This is a genomic window from Halobaculum sp. MBLA0147 (assembly GCF_041361345.1).
GTDB lineage: Archaea > Halobacteriota > Halobacteria > Halobacteriales > Haloferacaceae > JAHENP01.
In genome coordinates, this window is the sequence record NZ_JBGKAD010000001.1 from 24,884 (window position 1) to 40,117 (window position 15,234).

The following is a 15,234-nucleotide window of genomic DNA, read 5'->3' on the forward strand; positions in this document are numbered from 1 at the left end:
ACGATTTATACGTGAACCCGCAGAATCCCACTGCACGACTATGCCGAACTCCAACGGGCCACTGTCGAAGACGAAGGGGAAGCTGAAGAACGACCCGCGCGACGCCGGGACCTCGCCGCCACAGCGCGCCATCGCCGAGTTCGAGGAGGGCGAGACCGTCCACCTCGCACTGGACCCGTCCGTCTCGGACGGTCAGTTCCACGCTCGCTTCAACGGCCGCACCGGGACGGTCGCCGGGACGCAGGGCGACGCCTACAAGGTCGAGATCACGGACGACAGCGTCACGAAGACGATCCTCGCGAAGCCCGCCCACCTCAAGGCACAGCAGGACTGACCGCAGATGACGATCTTCAAAGAGACGCTCGACGAGGAGTACCTCACGGTCTCGGAGGCCAAGGAGATCCTCGAGACGGTCGAGGCGGAGCGTGCGGCCGACGAGGACCGCGAACTCCGCTACGAGCTGGCACGCGCCGTCGAGCACGTCAACACGTTCGCGTTCCTCGAGGCCGAGGAGTCGCGCGAACTGGTCGAGGAGCTCTCGGAGTTGGAGAAGATCGAGATCGGCACCGCGATCAAGATCGCAGACATCCTCCCGGGCGACCGGACGGAACTCCGCTCGGTGTTCGCCAACGAGCGGTACGCGATGTCCGGCGACGAACTCGACGACGTGTTGAACGTCGTCGCGAAGTACGCCTGAGCCGACGGCGGTCCCGTCGACTCGACGCCGTCTCACTGCCGCCGACACTGGACGGCGTCCGTCGCGACCCCGCTCTCACGAGTGGCTCTCGTGTGACTACTCCTCGAAGACGAAGGTTCCGTCGCGTTGGACGACCTCGCCGTCGACCTCGATGACGGAGTCCTCGCTCATGTCGACGATCATGTCGACGTGTTCGGCGGACTCGTTGCGTTCGTTCTCCTCGCCGACGGTCTCCGGGTAGGCCGCGCCGACGGCCATGTGGACCGTGTCGCCCATCTTCTCGTCGAACAACATGTTGTAGGTGAACCGGTCGATGGCGCGGTTCATCCCGATGCCGAGTTCGCCGAGGTAGCGGGCGGACTCGTCGGTGTCGAACACGCCCGCGAGGACGTCCTCGTTGCGATCCGCCGAGAACGACTCGACGCGACCCGCCTCGAAGCGGACGCGGGCCCCCTCGATCTCGCGCCCCTGTCGGTACAACGGGAGGTCGAAGTGGACCGTCCCCTCGACGCTGTCTCTGACCGGTGCGGTGAACACCTCGCCGCCGGGGAGGTTCGCGCGGCCGAAGTCGTTGAGCGTCGAGTTGCCGGCGACGGACATCGTCACGTCCGTCTCCTCGCCCGACCGGATACGGACTTCGTCGGCGTCGTCCAAGATCTCCACCATCTGTGACTGGAACTCGCGTTGGGCCTCCCAGTCGAGTGAGACGGCGTCGTAGACGAAGTTCTCGTACGCCTCCGTCGACATCCCGGCGAGTTGCGCGCGTCCGGGCGTCGGGAACTGGGTGAGACACCAGTCCGAGGCGAGTCGTTCGTCTTGGACCGGCCGCATCGCGCGGTTGTAGTCGGCCGTCGTCTCCGGGGGCACGTCGGACCGCTCCGTGGCGTTGGGGCCGCCGCGAGAGATGACGAACGCGTCGGCGGCCTCGTGGAGTGCGAGTTGGTGCTCTGGCGTCTCGAAGTCCTCCCCACGGGCCCGGAGGAAGGCGCGTTCGGCGCGCTCGGAGTTGTTGAGGTAGATCGGGTTCGCACCTCGGTCGCCGGCGAGTTCGTGGAGCGCGACGGCGAAGTCCTCGGCGACGGCCGGTACCTGGATCACGAGGTCGTCGCCCGACTCGAGTCCCAGCGAGTGGTCGACGACCGTCTCGGCGTGTTCGCGTACTCGTGGGTCCATTCGTTCGTCACACTGGAACGGGCCCACCGGATTACGAGTTTCGGATAGACGGACGGCGGGAGCCGTGGTAATCGGACTGGTCTCGGACGACGGGTCGTGGTCGCCGAGACGGGTCAGTCCTCCTCGGGCGGGTGTTCGTGGACCCGTTCGAGGACGACACCGTCGTCGAACTCGCCGCGTTCTGCGGCCTTCTGCTCGCGGAGTCGGGTCACTTCCTCGCGCCCGACGGCGTCGACCAGTGCGTCGACGACCGCGGCCACGTCGGCGAGTTCGGCTGGCTCCCGCTCCGCGAGGTACTCCTCGGTCTCCTCGCGGAGTTTGGCCGCGAGTCGCTCTGCGTACGCCTCGCCGTCGACCGTGTGCGTGACGGGTGTCTCGCCGTCCGCACGAATCACTGCCGGGATCTCGTCTCTGACGAGCTTGTCGTACTCGCGTGTCACGAGACTGGTTCGACACGGACGCGTCGAGAAGGTGTCGGGACGACCGCAGGACGTGTCGGGCACGCTCCTCGACCCGGCAGGCAGGCGTCGCGAGACGAGCGCGGCGAGTGACCGGTGGTGCCGCTCAGTAGTCGGTGACGAACTGCGCCACGTCGAGCATCCGGTTCGAGAAGCCGAACTCGTTGTCGTACCACGTCAACACCTTCACCAGTCCGTCGTCGCCGACGACGTTCGTCGAGTTGCAGTCGACGTACGAGGAGAACGGGAGGCCGACGATGTCCGAGGAGACGACCTCGTCGTCGGTGTAGCCGAGCACACCCGCCAGCGGCCCGCTGTCGGCGGCGTCGCGGAACGCGTCGTTGATCTCCGTCGCCGTCGGGTTCGCCGACAGGTCGACGACGAGCTCCGTGATCGAGCCGTTCGGCACCGGCACGCGCATCGCCATCCCGTCGAGTTTCCCCTCCAACTGCGGGAGGATCTGCGTGGCGGCCTGTGCCGCGCCGGTGGAGGTGGGGACGATGTTCTCGGCGGCCGCGCGCCCGCGGCGAGTCTTCCCCTTCGGTCCGTCGACGAGGTTCTGACTCCCCGTGTACGCGTGGACTGTCGTGAGCGTCCCCGACTCGATGCCGAACTCGGCGTCCAACACCTTCGCGATGGGCGTGACGGAGTTCGTCGTACAGGAGGCGTTCGAGACGATCCGGTCTCCGTCGTACTCGTCGTGGTTCACCCCGTAGACGATCTGTTGGACGTACTCCTCGCCCTTCGGCGGCGCGGAGATCAGCACCTTCTCCGCCCCGGCGTCGAGGTGGCGGGCGGCGTCCTCGCGCGTCCGGAAGACGCCCGTCGCCTCCAGAGCCACGTCCACGTCGCGGTCTCCCCACGGCAGCGCCGCGGGGTCCTGTTCGTCGTGGATCGGCACGGAGGTGTCGCCGACGACGAGTTCGTCGTCGTCGAGTTCCAACTCCAGCCGGCCCATGACCGTGTCGTACCGTCCGAGGTACCGCATGTCCTCGGGGTCCATCACGTCGTTGACACCGACCAACTCCACTCTGGGCTCGGTGAGCACCGCTCGCAACGCGTTCCGCCCGATCCGTCCGAACCCGTTGAGGCCGACCCGCACCGGATCCGTCACGTCGTCTGCCGCCGTGAGTCCATATTTACTCATGTCCGAATGGTCGTTTGCTGCGTCACTTGAACGTTCCCCTCCGGCACGAGGGGGACACCGACTCGCACGAGGTTTCCGACCACTCCACTTGAACGTTCGGGCGGGGTCGAGACGCAGCGTCGTCGGCGTGAAGTGGCCGCGCGGTCGAGTGCTCGTGTGAACGGACGCGACGCAGGCGCGGACCACGACACGCCCAGGACCGGTGGAGACGCGGCGAGCGGAGACGCAGCGGGTGGGGACGCGACGGGCGGAGACGCGGCGACCGGCGACGCGACGGGCGGGGACGCGACGCGCGGAGACGCAGTGATCGGCGACGCGGCGGGTGAGGACGCGGCGACCGGCGACGACGCCCCCGAGCACGCACCCACGACGCTCGTCGTCGGCGAGATGATCGTCGACGCTCACCCGGACGGTCCCGGCGGGCTGGCCGAGCGCGACACCTACCACCGACGGGCGGGTGGGGCACCCGCGAACGTCGCCGTCGGCCTCGCGCGGCTCGGCGCGCCCCCGGCGTTCTGGACGCGTGTCGGCGACGACGGGTTCGGAGACTTCCTCGTCGAGACGCTGGCCGCGGAGGGGACCCCGACGACGTTGGTCGAACGCGACCCGTCGGCTCCGACCGGGCTGGCGGTGGTGTCGTTGGACGCCGACGCGGACCGCGAGTTCGTCCTCTACCTCGACGGCACCGCGAGCACACGACTCCAGCCCGGGCGTGTCGCCGACGAGCGACTCGCGACGGTCGACTGGCTCCACGTCGGCGGCGTGGAGTTGGCACACGAACCCGCCCGCTCGGCCGTCCTGGATCTCCTCGCGCGAGCGCCCCCGGACACGACCGTCTCCTTCGACCCGAACGCACGGCCGCAGTTGTGGACCGACTTCGACTACGCGAAGACGCTCGCGGCCGTGCTCCCGGCAGTCGACGTGCTCGTCGCCTCGACGGAAGATCTCGCACCCGCCGGCTACGAGGGGGCGCCGCGCGACCTCGCACGGATCCTGACGGACGCGACGTGGGGGACGACGACGCCGGACACGGAGACCGCCGCGGTCGAGAGTGCCCTCGACGGCTCGGGGCCGCACACGGTGGCGGTCACCCGCGGGGACGCCGGTGCGGTCGCACACGCGACGGAGAGTGCGCCGTGGGGGCCGGCGACCACGAGTCACGAGGGGGTCGCGGTCGACGCCGTCGACACCACGGGTGCCGGCGACGCCTTCACCGCCGGCCTGATCGCGGCGCTCTCGGGCGAGGCCACCACGACTCCCACGACGGACGCCGGACCGAGAGACGGCGACACAGCGCTGGCTGCGGCCGTCCGGTTCGCGAACGCGGTCGCGGCACACTCGACGACCGCCCGCGGCGCGATGGCTGCGCTCCCCGACCGAGACACCGTCGAACGTCTCCTGCGGGAGTGACCGCCCCGTCCTCACGGGAGTGACCGCTCCGTCACCACGCGAGTGACCGACCCGTTCCCGTGTGAGTAGCTCGTTCGGCCCCTGACCACGACCCTCACACTGACCCCGAGACGACACCCTCTTACTCGACAGTATCCACCACCCGTGACACGCGTTTTCGGTGTGCCTAAACTTCGAAAGCCTCTTGAACTTTAGGCCGCCCTAAAACAGGTATGGAACGCGACAGACGACGGTTCCTGTACGGTGCCGGAGTCGGACTGACCGCGGCCCTCGCGGGCTGTAACACGCAGAGTGGTGAGTCGACGCCCGAGGAGACCGCCTCGGGCGAGGAGGACACCCCGACGGCGACGGCGGGCGACGAGACCGCCACGCCGGCGTCCGTCGGCCCCGCGACGGCCGTCGCGGCCGAGTGGAACGCGATGCGGGCACGACTGTTCGACGCGGTCGCGCTCGGCGCGGCCGGGCGGCCCGGTGCCGGGAGCTCGGTGGCACGGGACGTGTTCGCGCGCTTCGAGAACGCCTCCGGCGAGTGGGGCGCACACGAACAGCTCGAGAAGACGAACGCGGACAACTACGAGACGTTCGAGGAGAACCTCTCGGGGCTCCGCGAGTCGCTCTCGGCTGGTGAGGTCGCGGAGGCACGCGAGGACGCCGTCGCCGCGAGCGACAACCTCCGCGCGGCCATCGTCGGCCGGACGGATCAACAGACGGCTCACGCCTTCGAACTGCAGTTGCTCGGGACACGCGTCCGCAACGCCGGGCTGCTCGCGGCCGCCGGCCACGCAGAGGGTGCCGCCGCGGTCGGGCAGGCGACGCTGGCGACGTTCGAGCAGGCGGCCGTCCACGACGCGATCGAGGGGGCCGCCCCGGAGACGTACGAGACGTTCGAGGGGCAACTGGAGAGCGTGATCGAGTCGGCGAACGCGGGTGACGGCCAGGGGGCCCGCGAGGCCAGCGAGGCGTCGCTGTCGGCGGCGATCGACGGCTCCTACGCGTTGGCCGGTGCGGAGACCGCCGGCGCCGGCGAGTTGGCCGTCGCGCAGGCTCGCGCGTTCGACGCCACCGCGGTGTCGAACCTCGGCGGGCCCGGTCGTGGACTCGCACACGCGACGACGCTCACGAACTACCGCGCGCAGGTGTACGACGCGGTCCGGATGGCCGACGGCGGTCAGCCCGGCGTCGCGAGCAAGGTGATCCGCGAGGTGTTCGCGGACTTCGAGGGTGCGACGGCTCACGACCCGTTCGAGGAGGCCGACGGCGACTCGTACGAGTCCTTCGAGAGCGCGCTCTCGGCGCTGCGCTCGGCCATCGAGAACGGCGAGGACACGAGCGAGCCGCTGGCGACCGTCGACGAGAGTCTGCTCGCCGGCGTGACGGCGCTGGCCGGCGAGCAGGCGACGACGCTGGAGGCGGCGTTCTTCCGCGCACGGCTCTCCGACGCGCGGCAGGCGTACGCACTCGGGAACGGCGAGGCCGCCGCGACGCTGGCGGAGGGCCTGTTCCAGCGGTTCGAGCAGAACGAGGCGAACCTCCACGAGGCGCTCGAGGACACCAGCGAAGAGCTGTACACCTCCTTCGAGGAGGAGCACCTCTCCGCACTGATCGAGGCGTTCCGGAACGGCGACGACGAGGCGGTCGCCACTCACTACGAGGGCACCCAGTCGGCGCTGTTCGAGTTCCAGACGCAGTTCGCCGGCACGACGGCCGTCTCCGCGGCCGGCGCGGTCTACACGACCGCTCGCGTCTTCGACGGCGCGACGGCGTACTACCTCGGGGACGCCGAGCGTGGCACGACGCTCGTCGGTTCGGCCTTCGAGTACTTCGAGGGTGGTGCCGGCGGCTTCCACGAGGCGCTCGAAGAGGCGAACGCGGAGACGTACGAGACGTACGAGTCGAAACTGGCCGCCGTGCGCTCGGCCATCGAAGACGGGAAGACCGAGCAGGTCGGGGACAACTCTCTCGCCTTCCACGACCAGGCGGTCGCCGCCGCCTACGCGGTCGTCGGTGCCGGCGGCGGGTCGCTGGGCGAACTGCCCGGTGCCGCCGCACAGGACACCTTCGAGGCGTTCGAGAACGCACGCGTCCACGAGACGCTGGAAGAGGCCGACGGCGGCACCTACGAGTCCTTCGAGGGCGCGCTCGGTGACTTCGTCGGCGCGGTGCAGGACGGCGGCGAGACGGGCCCGGCGCTGACGACGTTCGCCGACTACGCGACCCGCGCACAGTTCGCGGTCGTCGGCGGCCTCGGGAAGGCGCCGTCCGTCTCTGGCGGCTCGACGGACGCCGGCGGCGAGTCCGAGAGCACCGAGGTGAACGGTGGACCCAACGTCGTCTCGGCCGACGAGGTGTCCGACGACGCGACGGTCGTCGACATGAAGGCCGTCGCCTTCGAGCCGAAGGAGGTCACGGTCTCGGCGGGCGACACCGTCGCGTTCGTCCACGAGGGCGGCGAGGCGCACAACGTCGTCGCGTACGCCGATAAGATCCCCTCGGACGCGCCGCAGTGGAACTCCGCTGGCGCCGACTCCGAGGCGGCGGCCGTCGAGGCGTGGAACGCGGAGAAGAAGGGTGGTGTCGTCTCCGGGCAGGCGTACGTCCGGACCTTCGAGACGCCGGGTGAACACGAGTACTACTGCGTGCCCCACGAGATGGCGGGCATGGTCGGCACGGTGATCGTCGAAGGCTAGGCGAGCGGCACCGCGACGGGGCGGTCTCGGGCGCGCCGCCGCGTCGCACACACACTCGACATCCAGACACTCCCGTGGGCGCAGGTGGCCACGGGGGTGTCACCCAGCCGACCGCGGGCGGTCGGCAGCGCCCCTCGACAGTGGGTCGCGTCGACGGCGGGTGTGAGCCCTCGGGACTGGGCATCACCGGGGGACGCCTCGACGCGAACCTTCTTTCTCGCCGCGCGTGAACCGCGAGTCGTGACAGTCGACGGCGCGAACGGAGACGACGGAGACGACGGCACAGACGGAGCCGACGGAGAGGGATCCGACGGCGCGAACGGAGACGACGTGGGTACCACACCGGAGCGGCGACGGACGCGAGACGCACAGCGGCGGCTCCGCGAGCGAGGTGCGGACGCGCTGGTCCTGTTCCCGAGTCCGAACCTGCGGTACACGACCGGGTTCGACGAGGAGCCGAGCGAACGACACCTGCTTGCGTTCCTCCCCGCAGAGGGAGACCCGACGTTGCTCGTCCCGGAGCTGTACGACGAACAGGTGCGCCGCGAGTCGTGGATCGAGGACGTGCGGACGTGGGCCGACGCCGACGATCCGACCGCTCGCGTCGCCGGGATCGTGACGGAACTGGATCTAGACGGTGGCCACCTGTTGGTCGACGACACGATGCACGCGCGATTCACGCAGGACCTCCGTGCGGCTGCGCCGGACGCGACGTTCGGGCTCGCGAGCGAGATCCTGGCACCGCTGCGCGTCCGGAAAGACGAGACGGAACGGGACGCGCTGCGGCGTGCCGCCGCGGTCGCGGACGCCGTCGTCGACGACCTGCGAGCGCTCGGCCCCGAGGTGGTCGGGTGGACGGAACGCGAACTCGCGACGGAGGTCGCGGACCGCCTCGCGGCCCACGGCGGCACGGGTGTCTCCTTCGAGGTGATCGCCGGCTCCGGACCGAACGGGGCGATGCCACACCACACACACGGCGACCGCGAGATCCAGGCTGGCGAGCCGGTGGTTCTCGACTTCGGGACGTGGGTGGACGGCTACCCCTCCGACCAGACGCGGACGCTCGTCTTCGACGGCGAGCCGAGCGAGCGCGTCCGCGAGGCCCACGACGTGGTCCGGCGCGCACAGCAGGCGGGTGTCGACGCCGTCGAACCGGGGGTCACGGCCGGTGCCGTCGACGCGGCGGCCCGCGAGGTGATCGCAGACGCCGGCTACGGCGACGCGTTCCTCCACCGCACCGGGCACGGGGTCGGCCTGGAGGTCCACGAGGAGCCGTACCTCGTCGCCGGCAGCGAGCGCGAACTCGAACCCGGGATGGTGTTCAGCGTCGAACCGGGCGTGTACCTGGAGGGGGAGTTCGGCGTCCGGATCGAGGACTTGGTGATCGTCACAGAGGACGGGGCCGAGCGGCTCAACGAGACGGACCGTGGCTGTTTATAAAAGAAGGAATTCCAGTGCCACTCCAGAGCCAACTTTTATAACATGAGACAGTCAAGACGCACTCATGCCACGGTTCGACGACGACCGAACAGAGTCGGTCCGAACAGTGAAAAAGAGGCTTCGAGATCGGGGCAGCGGGGTGTCGTTAGAGTTCGGGTCGTCGTTCGCTACGGCCTACAATCTCGACCCAGAGACGGAGGTCGAGGTCACCGTCGTCGAGACCGACGGCGACGTGTCGTTCGAGATCAGTGATATTCCAGCCGGGTTCGACTACGAGCAGTTGGTGGGATTCGCTGCCGATCACGGATGGACGAAGACGGACGAGTACGTCGACGAGAATCGTAACGAGTGGTTCCTCACTTACCGCACCGACAGCGGATCGGTCGCAGTCGAGGTTGACTCCGAGTCACACATCGACAACAACGTCGTCAACAACGTGACGATCCGTGGCGATCCAGTCGACGTCACACACGACTACTCCCGGTACGCGAACATGTGTGCAGCGGCACAGCGAGTCGGCGCGACGGTCGACCTGACAGACAGTGGTGGAGTGTGGGAGCGACTCCGTAGTCGTCCCGGGAACTCGGGTGATGCAGGACCGGACCCAGAGACGTTCGATCAGTTGAGCGAGGCTGCGGAGGTGGTCACCGCGAGCCTCGTCTACAGCTGTTCGTCACTCCACACGAGTCTGGAGACTATCGGACGTGTCGCGAAACGTCTCGACGACGAGTACCCGAGATTCGACGAGTGACAGACCACTCTACCTACGCTCCGACATCGACAGTAGGTCCTTGGCTACCGTCTTCAGGATTCGACGTGTCTTGTCGTCGTACGCGGCCGTCTCGTCGCTCTCGAAGTCGGCGTTGTGAACGCTCCGAACGACCGCCTCTCCCGCATCGCGGTCGGTCCACTCGACCGTCTCGTCTTCGTCCAACACAGTCGTCAACTCGAAGCACAGCTCCAGGTCGTTCTCCGCCGCGAACGCCCGCCACTCGGCAGCGTCGTCTAGCCGCTCGTCGCTGACGACGAGAATCATCGCGTCTGCCGGTTCGACGAGGACCTCCGTCTTGTCGTCGATGAGACCGGGGGTATCGGCGAGAACTAACTGCTCGTCTCGTGCTGCGAACATCGCCCTCCGCTCTTGGGCACGCTCCATCGTCCAGTCCACATCTCGATCGTACTCGTCCGAACTCTGTAGCATCGCCGGGAGTGACGTGTCGGTGATGTCGAGGGTCGACCAACTGAACGTTGGATTGTACCCTCGTCTACGCTTCCGTTCTCGACACAACTTGACGAGTGCTGCGGTAATAGTACTCTTCCCAGAGTTCGGAGGGCCACCGACGACTGTGTGCATACCACGACTTGTTGACTGCTACATATAAGGTTTTATTTTATTTCGTAGCAGCTGTTTCACCCGATCGTTCAGTCGGCGGTCGGCAACCGGACGGACACCCGGTTCCCGCCGAGTGGGCTCTCCGCGAACGAGAGGTCGCCGCCGGAGACGGTGACGATCCAGTTGACGAACCACAGTCCCAACCCACCGGCGTGTTCCAGCCGACTCTCCGCGCCACCCAGCGCCTCCACCTCGCCCGGTGGGATCTGCTCGCAGTCGTCGTCGACGTGGATCACGACTGCCGTCGGTCGATCGCCCGACTCGGACGCCTTCGTCCCGCCGTCGCCGGCGGTCACCGGCCGTTCCGGCGGATCGTGTGTCACCTCGAACTCGATCCGCACGCGCGGCGTCTCGGCGTCGCTGTGACGCACCGCGTTGTCGAGGAGTTCGTTGATCGCGTCGGCCAACGCGTCGACGGCCGTCACGGCGGTGTCCGGCGGTTCCGCGACCGTCAGGTCGACGGTCGGCTCGCACTCCGTCTCGGCCTCGCCGGCGGGCGAGGCGTCCAGATCCGACACCGCACGCCGGATCGCCTCCTCCACGTCGAGCGCCACGGGTTCGTGACTCTCGCCGAGGACTCGGTCGACCTTCCGGGCGAGGACCCCCAACCGGTCGAGCTCCATCCCGACGCGGCGGATCTCGCTCGCGTGGTCGGTCGCCGTCGGATTCTCGAGCGTCTCCACCAGCGCCGCCGCGTGGCCGACGATCACGTTCGTCCGGTTGCGGAGGTTGTGCCTGAGGATGCGGTTGAGCACGGAGAGGCGCTCCTCGCGGCGGACGCGGTCGGAGATGTCGCGCCCGGTTCCGACCAGTCCGGTCACCTCCCCGTCGCCGTCGGTGAGCGGCGCACCGTTGAGTTGGTAGGGAATCTCCTCGCCGTCGGCCGTGACCAACGTGGACTCGACCGTCTGTGACTCCTCGTTCAGGTAGACCCGTTGCATCGCCGTGAGGATCTCCTCGTGGTCGTCCGTCGGGACCAACTCCGTCGCGTGCATCCCCTCCAAGTCGCCGTCGTCGTACCCCACCACGTCGGGGAGGCGGGCGTTCCACTCCACGAAGTTCCCGGCGTCGTCGAGGACGTAGAACACGTCCGGCTGGGCGTCGAGCACGCTCGCGACGTACGCCTCCTGTTCGCGGAGCCGTTCCCGCTGGCGCTCGCGTTCCGTCACGTCGCGTCGGTTGACGATCAGCCCCCCGACGGCGGGGTTGTCGAACTGGACGTTCCCGACGGCCTCGATCCACCGCCAGGAGCCGTCCGCGTGCCGGCGTCGGTACGTCGCGTGTGCGATGCTCCCGTCCGGCTGTTCGACGAGTTCCTCGAACTGTTCTCTGACGGCCGCCCTGTCGTCCGGGTGGACGTGTTCCAAGACGTTCTCGCCTCTGAGTTCCGCGGGCGAGTAGCCGAGTTGGTCTTCGACCGCCGGGGTGTTGTACAGTGCGACCGCGTCCTCGTCGACGACGCTCATCGAGTCCGTCGAGTACTCGAGCACCGTGTCGAACCACTCGCGCTGTCGGACCCGTCTCGCACGAGCGCGGTGTTCCTCGGCGACCCGGCGAGTGCGCTCACGGAGGAGTCGCTCCGCCGCAGGATCACTCGCCCGGACACACTCGGTGACACCCGCCTCCAACAGCGGCGCCACGTCCGTGTCGACCTCGACGACCGCGACGACGGGCGGCGACGACGAGGCAGCGGCGCACACGTCCGTCGGGTCGACACCGGCGGCGTCCGCGACGACACAGTCCCACTCGGGTCCCACGACGAGTGGGTCGTCGGAGTCGTCGCCGGCGTCCAGATCCGCGGGGTCGTCACCGCCACCTGGGTTCGCTCTGTCGCCGCCCGTATCCAGGTTCGATCCGTCGTCTACTGCGCCCGCGTCCGCTCCACCGTCAACGTCGAGACGCTCGACTCGCAGCGACTCGGCGCTGGCGAGCCACGTGACGCCCCGATCACCACCGACGACCGCGACGGCCAGCCGCTCGCCGCCGTCCGAGTCTCCGGAGGCCCGTCCGACTCGCGACGTGGCTCCGGTCGTCCCGTCGTCGGCTCCCGCGCCGGCAGCCGGGTGACGCGACCACCGTGTCTCGACACCGGCACTGTCCTCACCACTCCGCCGGTGCTCGTCGACGGCGTCGTCTTCCGGCCCGGTCCCACCGACCATGCTGTCCTACCTAAACTGCTAGTGGATCAAAAAACGTTGCCGTTCGGTGAGTAGTCGCCACACCGTACACAGCGACGGTTTGGGTCCACCTAAAACATAAGATACCCGATACGTTTACCGCCGGTGGAGACGAAGCCGTCGACGTGGTCACCGTCGAGAACCTCGTCTTCGTCGGGATCGCGGGGCTCGTGACGGCACTCGCGACGGGGCTGGGAGCGGTGCCGTTCTTCCTCGTCGAGGAGGTGTCGGATCGGTGGAACGTCGTACTCTGGGGTGTGGCGTCGGGAATCATGTTGTCCGCGTCGGTGTTCGGACTCCTCGTCGAGGCGCTCCGGGAGGCCGGTGGCAGCCCCCTCGTGGTCGGGGCGGGCGTGCTCGCCGGGGTCGTCTTGGTCGTCGTCGCCCACGACGTGCTGGTGGACACGGAGATCGACCCGCGGGAGTACGCAGAGGCGGACGTTCGGAAGTTGGTGTTGATCCTGGGGGTGTTGACCGTCCACTCGTTCCCCGAGGGTGTCGCCGTCGGCGTCTCGTTCGCGGAACTGGGACTCGACGGTGGGGTGTCGGTCCTCGGGTTCTCCGTCCCGGTGTTGGGGGTGTTCATGACGGTCGCCATCTCGATCCACAACGTGCCCGAAGGGGTGGCGATCTCGATCCCGCTCCGGTCGATGGGTGTCTCCGAGCCGAAGATGGTGTGGTGGGCGGTGTTCTCCTCGCTCCCGCAGCCGATCGGGGCCGCGCTGGCGTTCGCCTCCGTCCGTTCCGCTCGGGCGTTCCTCCCCGCCGGGTTCGGGTTCGCCGCCGGAGCGATGGTGTATCTCGTGGTCACGGAGTTCCTCCCGGAGGCGCTCGCGACCGGCCGTGACCTCCCACGAGGTGGCGTCCCGGAGCTGGCGGCCGGGATCGCCGTCGGCGCCCTCGGGATGATGCCGTTGTTCGTGTTGTGACTCACCTCTCACTGGGTTCGTCTCTCACTGGGTTCGTCTCTCGGCGTGGTCGTATCTCGATCTGGGGCTCCTCGACGAGTCGTCGTGCGGCTGGCTACACCTGTGGAGGGCGGTAAGTATTTGACGGAGCCGTCGCTACCGGACTGACGGAGGTCTCTCGCGTGGAAATCTCAGAGGAACTCGTCTGTCTGTTCAGCGCCGAGATCGAAGAGGACGGCGACCGCTACGTCGTCGAAGTGCCCCGCCGCGAGGTGGACACCGGGAGCGTGACGCCCGGCGACATCCACCGTGTGGCACTGATCGACCGCTCCGCCTCGGAGTCGTCCGAGTCCGAGAGCGAACCGACCGGCGACGGCCCCCAGCCGCCCGTCGACCAGGGCGAGATCCGCTACGTCGAGGTCGAGGACCTCGGCAAGCAGGGTGACGGCATCGCCCGCGTCGAGCGCGGCTACGTCATCATCGTCCCTGGCGCGGAGGTCGGGGAGCGCGTGAAGATCGAGGTCACCGAAGTGAAGTCCAACTTCGCGGTCGGCGAGATCATCGAAGAGGATCTCTGAGCCGACGTGGGGGGTCCGCCCGGACCGCCCCCGCCGACCGAGTCCGACGCTCGACTCCGAACGCCGCCGAGTCACTCGTGTCGTCTCACCGGTCGAACGCACCCGTCCGTACCGAGGTGTCGTCCACGTGTCCAGACTCCGCCCCGCCTCCTCGCCGGAACTTCGACCGGTCGCCACCTACTCCGACCGGTCGCCACCTACTCCGACTTACCGCCGTCGGCGCTCGTGGGCCGCGCCGTAGCCGCCGTCTCGTCCGCGTCCGCCGTCGTCTCGGGCTCCTCCGTCTCGCCGTCGCCGTCCGTCGCCTCGCCGGTGTCGCTCGTCCCTGCCTCTCCGGCGGTCTCACCGGCCGTGTCGACTGCGGTCGTCCAGTAGGAGACGGAGGCGAGTCGCCGGCCGACGCCGGTCCCGCCGAGCGCGGTGTCGACGGCCCGGAACGGGGCCGCGACGGCGTTCGGCAGCTTCCGGTAGAACCCGTACGGGAACACGAAGTCGTGGTCCGCGCGGGTGAGCGTCAGCCCGGCGTCGGCGACGAGCGAGCGCACCTCGTCGCCGCCGTACAGCCGCGACCCCATCGGCAAGGCCCAGTTGTACACCACGCGTAGCGACGCGTCGTTGAACGTGTCGAAGAAGACGACCTCGCGGGCGACCCGAGCCAACTCCGTCAAGTACGCCTCGGGGGTGTCTGCGAGGTGGAAGAACCGCATCGCCATCACCGCGTCGAAGTGGTCGTCCGGGAACGGGAGGCGACCGGCGTCTCCGCGCATGAACTCGATACTGTCGGCCACACCGGCACGGCGGGCCTTCTCGCGGCCCTGCGTCAGCATGGCGTCGGAGATGTCGAGGCCGACGACGTCCGCGCCACGCTCTGCGAGCATCACCGTGAACCGGCCGGTGCCACAGGCGATCTCGAGGACGCGCTCGCCGTCGACCGGGCCGACGGCGTCTAACACCGCCTCCTTCTCCCGGCGGTCGATCAGCCGGCCGCCCCCGGAGAACCGCTTGTCCTCGTACTCCTGGGCGACCGAGTCGTCCTGGTACCACTCCTGTCCCTTCACGCTGTGCGCGTCTCCACGGGCGAGAATGAAAACCGCACCGATACGTGCCGGCCAGCGAGGCGCCACCGAGGCTCCCGACGGGGGTCGAGCGACGAGTGGTCGCGACGT

General features: G+C 68.6%; 14 protein-coding genes. 8 read left to right on the forward strand and 6 right to left on the reverse strand.

All coding sequences use genetic code 11. The annotated features are described in order from the left end of the window. Positions 1 to 40 precede the first annotated feature (40 nt). Complete coding sequence (locus RYH80_RS00125; RefSeq protein ID WP_370901829.1) at positions 41 to 334, forward strand: 50S ribosomal protein L21e; 294 nt, start codon at positions 41 to 43, stop codon at positions 332 to 334. Between the two features lie 6 nt (positions 335 to 340). Next, positions 341 to 697 (forward strand): RNA polymerase Rpb4 family protein, encoded by a 357-nt coding sequence (locus RYH80_RS00130; RefSeq protein WP_370901830.1) that lies wholly within the window; start codon positions 341 to 343, stop codon positions 695 to 697. Between the two features lie 96 nt (positions 698 to 793). Here RYH80_RS00130 and RYH80_RS00135 read toward each other — a convergent pair whose 3' ends face one another. The 3 genes from RYH80_RS00135 to gap all read right to left on the reverse strand — a co-directional run bounded on the left by RYH80_RS00135 (position 794) and on the right by gap (position 3,475). Continuing rightward, complete coding sequence (locus RYH80_RS00135; protein WP_370901831.1) at positions 794 to 1,870, reverse strand: aminopeptidase; 1,077 nt, start codon at positions 1,868 to 1,870, stop codon at positions 794 to 796. A gap of 113 nt (positions 1,871 to 1,983) precedes the next feature. Further along, the gene (locus RYH80_RS00140; RefSeq protein WP_370901832.1) at positions 1,984 to 2,310 is read right to left on the reverse strand and encodes a hypothetical protein; all 327 of its coding nucleotides are present in this window, start codon (positions 2,308 to 2,310) and stop codon (positions 1,984 to 1,986) included. 124 nt (positions 2,311 to 2,434) lie between these two features. Then, a complete protein-coding gene (gap, locus tag RYH80_RS00145; RefSeq protein WP_370901833.1) occupies positions 2,435 to 3,475 on the reverse strand; it encodes a type I glyceraldehyde-3-phosphate dehydrogenase in 1,041 nt (346 codons plus the stop codon). A gap of 156 nt (positions 3,476 to 3,631) precedes the next feature. Here gap and RYH80_RS00150 point away from each other — a divergent pair, with 156 nt between their 5' ends. From RYH80_RS00150 to RYH80_RS00165, 4 genes are all read left to right on the forward strand, one after another. After that, entirely contained in the window at positions 3,632 to 4,885 is a 1,254-nt protein-coding gene (locus RYH80_RS00150) for a carbohydrate kinase family protein (protein ID WP_370901834.1), read from the forward strand. Between the two features lie 212 nt (positions 4,886 to 5,097). After that, positions 5,098 to 7,572 (forward strand): DUF5059 domain-containing protein, encoded by a 2,475-nt coding sequence (locus RYH80_RS00155; protein ID WP_370901835.1) that lies wholly within the window; start codon positions 5,098 to 5,100, stop codon positions 7,570 to 7,572. A gap of 330 nt (positions 7,573 to 7,902) precedes the next feature. Beyond that, a complete protein-coding gene (locus RYH80_RS00160; protein WP_370904616.1) occupies positions 7,903 to 9,012 on the forward strand; it encodes a M24 family metallopeptidase in 1,110 nt (369 codons plus the stop codon). Positions 9,013 to 9,076: 64 nt separating this feature from the next. Next, positions 9,077 to 9,763, forward strand: coding sequence for a hypothetical protein (locus RYH80_RS00165; protein WP_370901836.1), 687 nt, complete (start codon positions 9,077 to 9,079; stop codon positions 9,761 to 9,763). Between the two features lie 9 nt (positions 9,764 to 9,772). On the opposite strand, the gene RYH80_RS00170 is transcribed toward RYH80_RS00165, so the two are convergent. Further along, complete coding sequence (locus tag RYH80_RS00170; protein WP_370901837.1) at positions 9,773 to 10,366, reverse strand: GTPase; 594 nt, start codon at positions 10,364 to 10,366, stop codon at positions 9,773 to 9,775. Positions 10,367 to 10,434: 68 nt separating this feature from the next. Continuing rightward, positions 10,435 to 12,564, reverse strand: coding sequence for a PAS domain S-box protein (locus tag RYH80_RS00175; protein WP_370901838.1), 2,130 nt, complete (start codon positions 12,562 to 12,564; stop codon positions 10,435 to 10,437). Positions 12,565 to 12,707: 143 nt separating this feature from the next. Here RYH80_RS00175 and RYH80_RS00180 point away from each other — a divergent pair, with 143 nt between their 5' ends. Together RYH80_RS00180 and RYH80_RS00185 are read left to right on the forward strand one after the other, a co-directional pair. Then, positions 12,708 to 13,511: a ZIP family metal transporter gene (locus RYH80_RS00180; RefSeq protein WP_370901839.1), complete on the forward strand. Its 804-nt coding sequence runs from the start codon at positions 12,708 to 12,710 to the stop codon at positions 13,509 to 13,511. Between the two features lie 161 nt (positions 13,512 to 13,672). Then, entirely contained in the window at positions 13,673 to 14,068 is a 396-nt protein-coding gene (locus tag RYH80_RS00185; RefSeq protein WP_370901840.1) for a TRAM domain-containing protein, read from the forward strand. A 197-nt stretch (positions 14,069 to 14,265) separates the two neighbouring features. Here the strand turns inward: RYH80_RS00185 and RYH80_RS00190 are convergent, their stop codons facing one another. Next, positions 14,266 to 15,126: a class I SAM-dependent methyltransferase gene (locus RYH80_RS00190; protein WP_370901841.1), complete on the reverse strand. Its 861-nt coding sequence runs from the start codon at positions 15,124 to 15,126 to the stop codon at positions 14,266 to 14,268. Positions 15,127 to 15,234 lie beyond the last annotated feature (108 nt).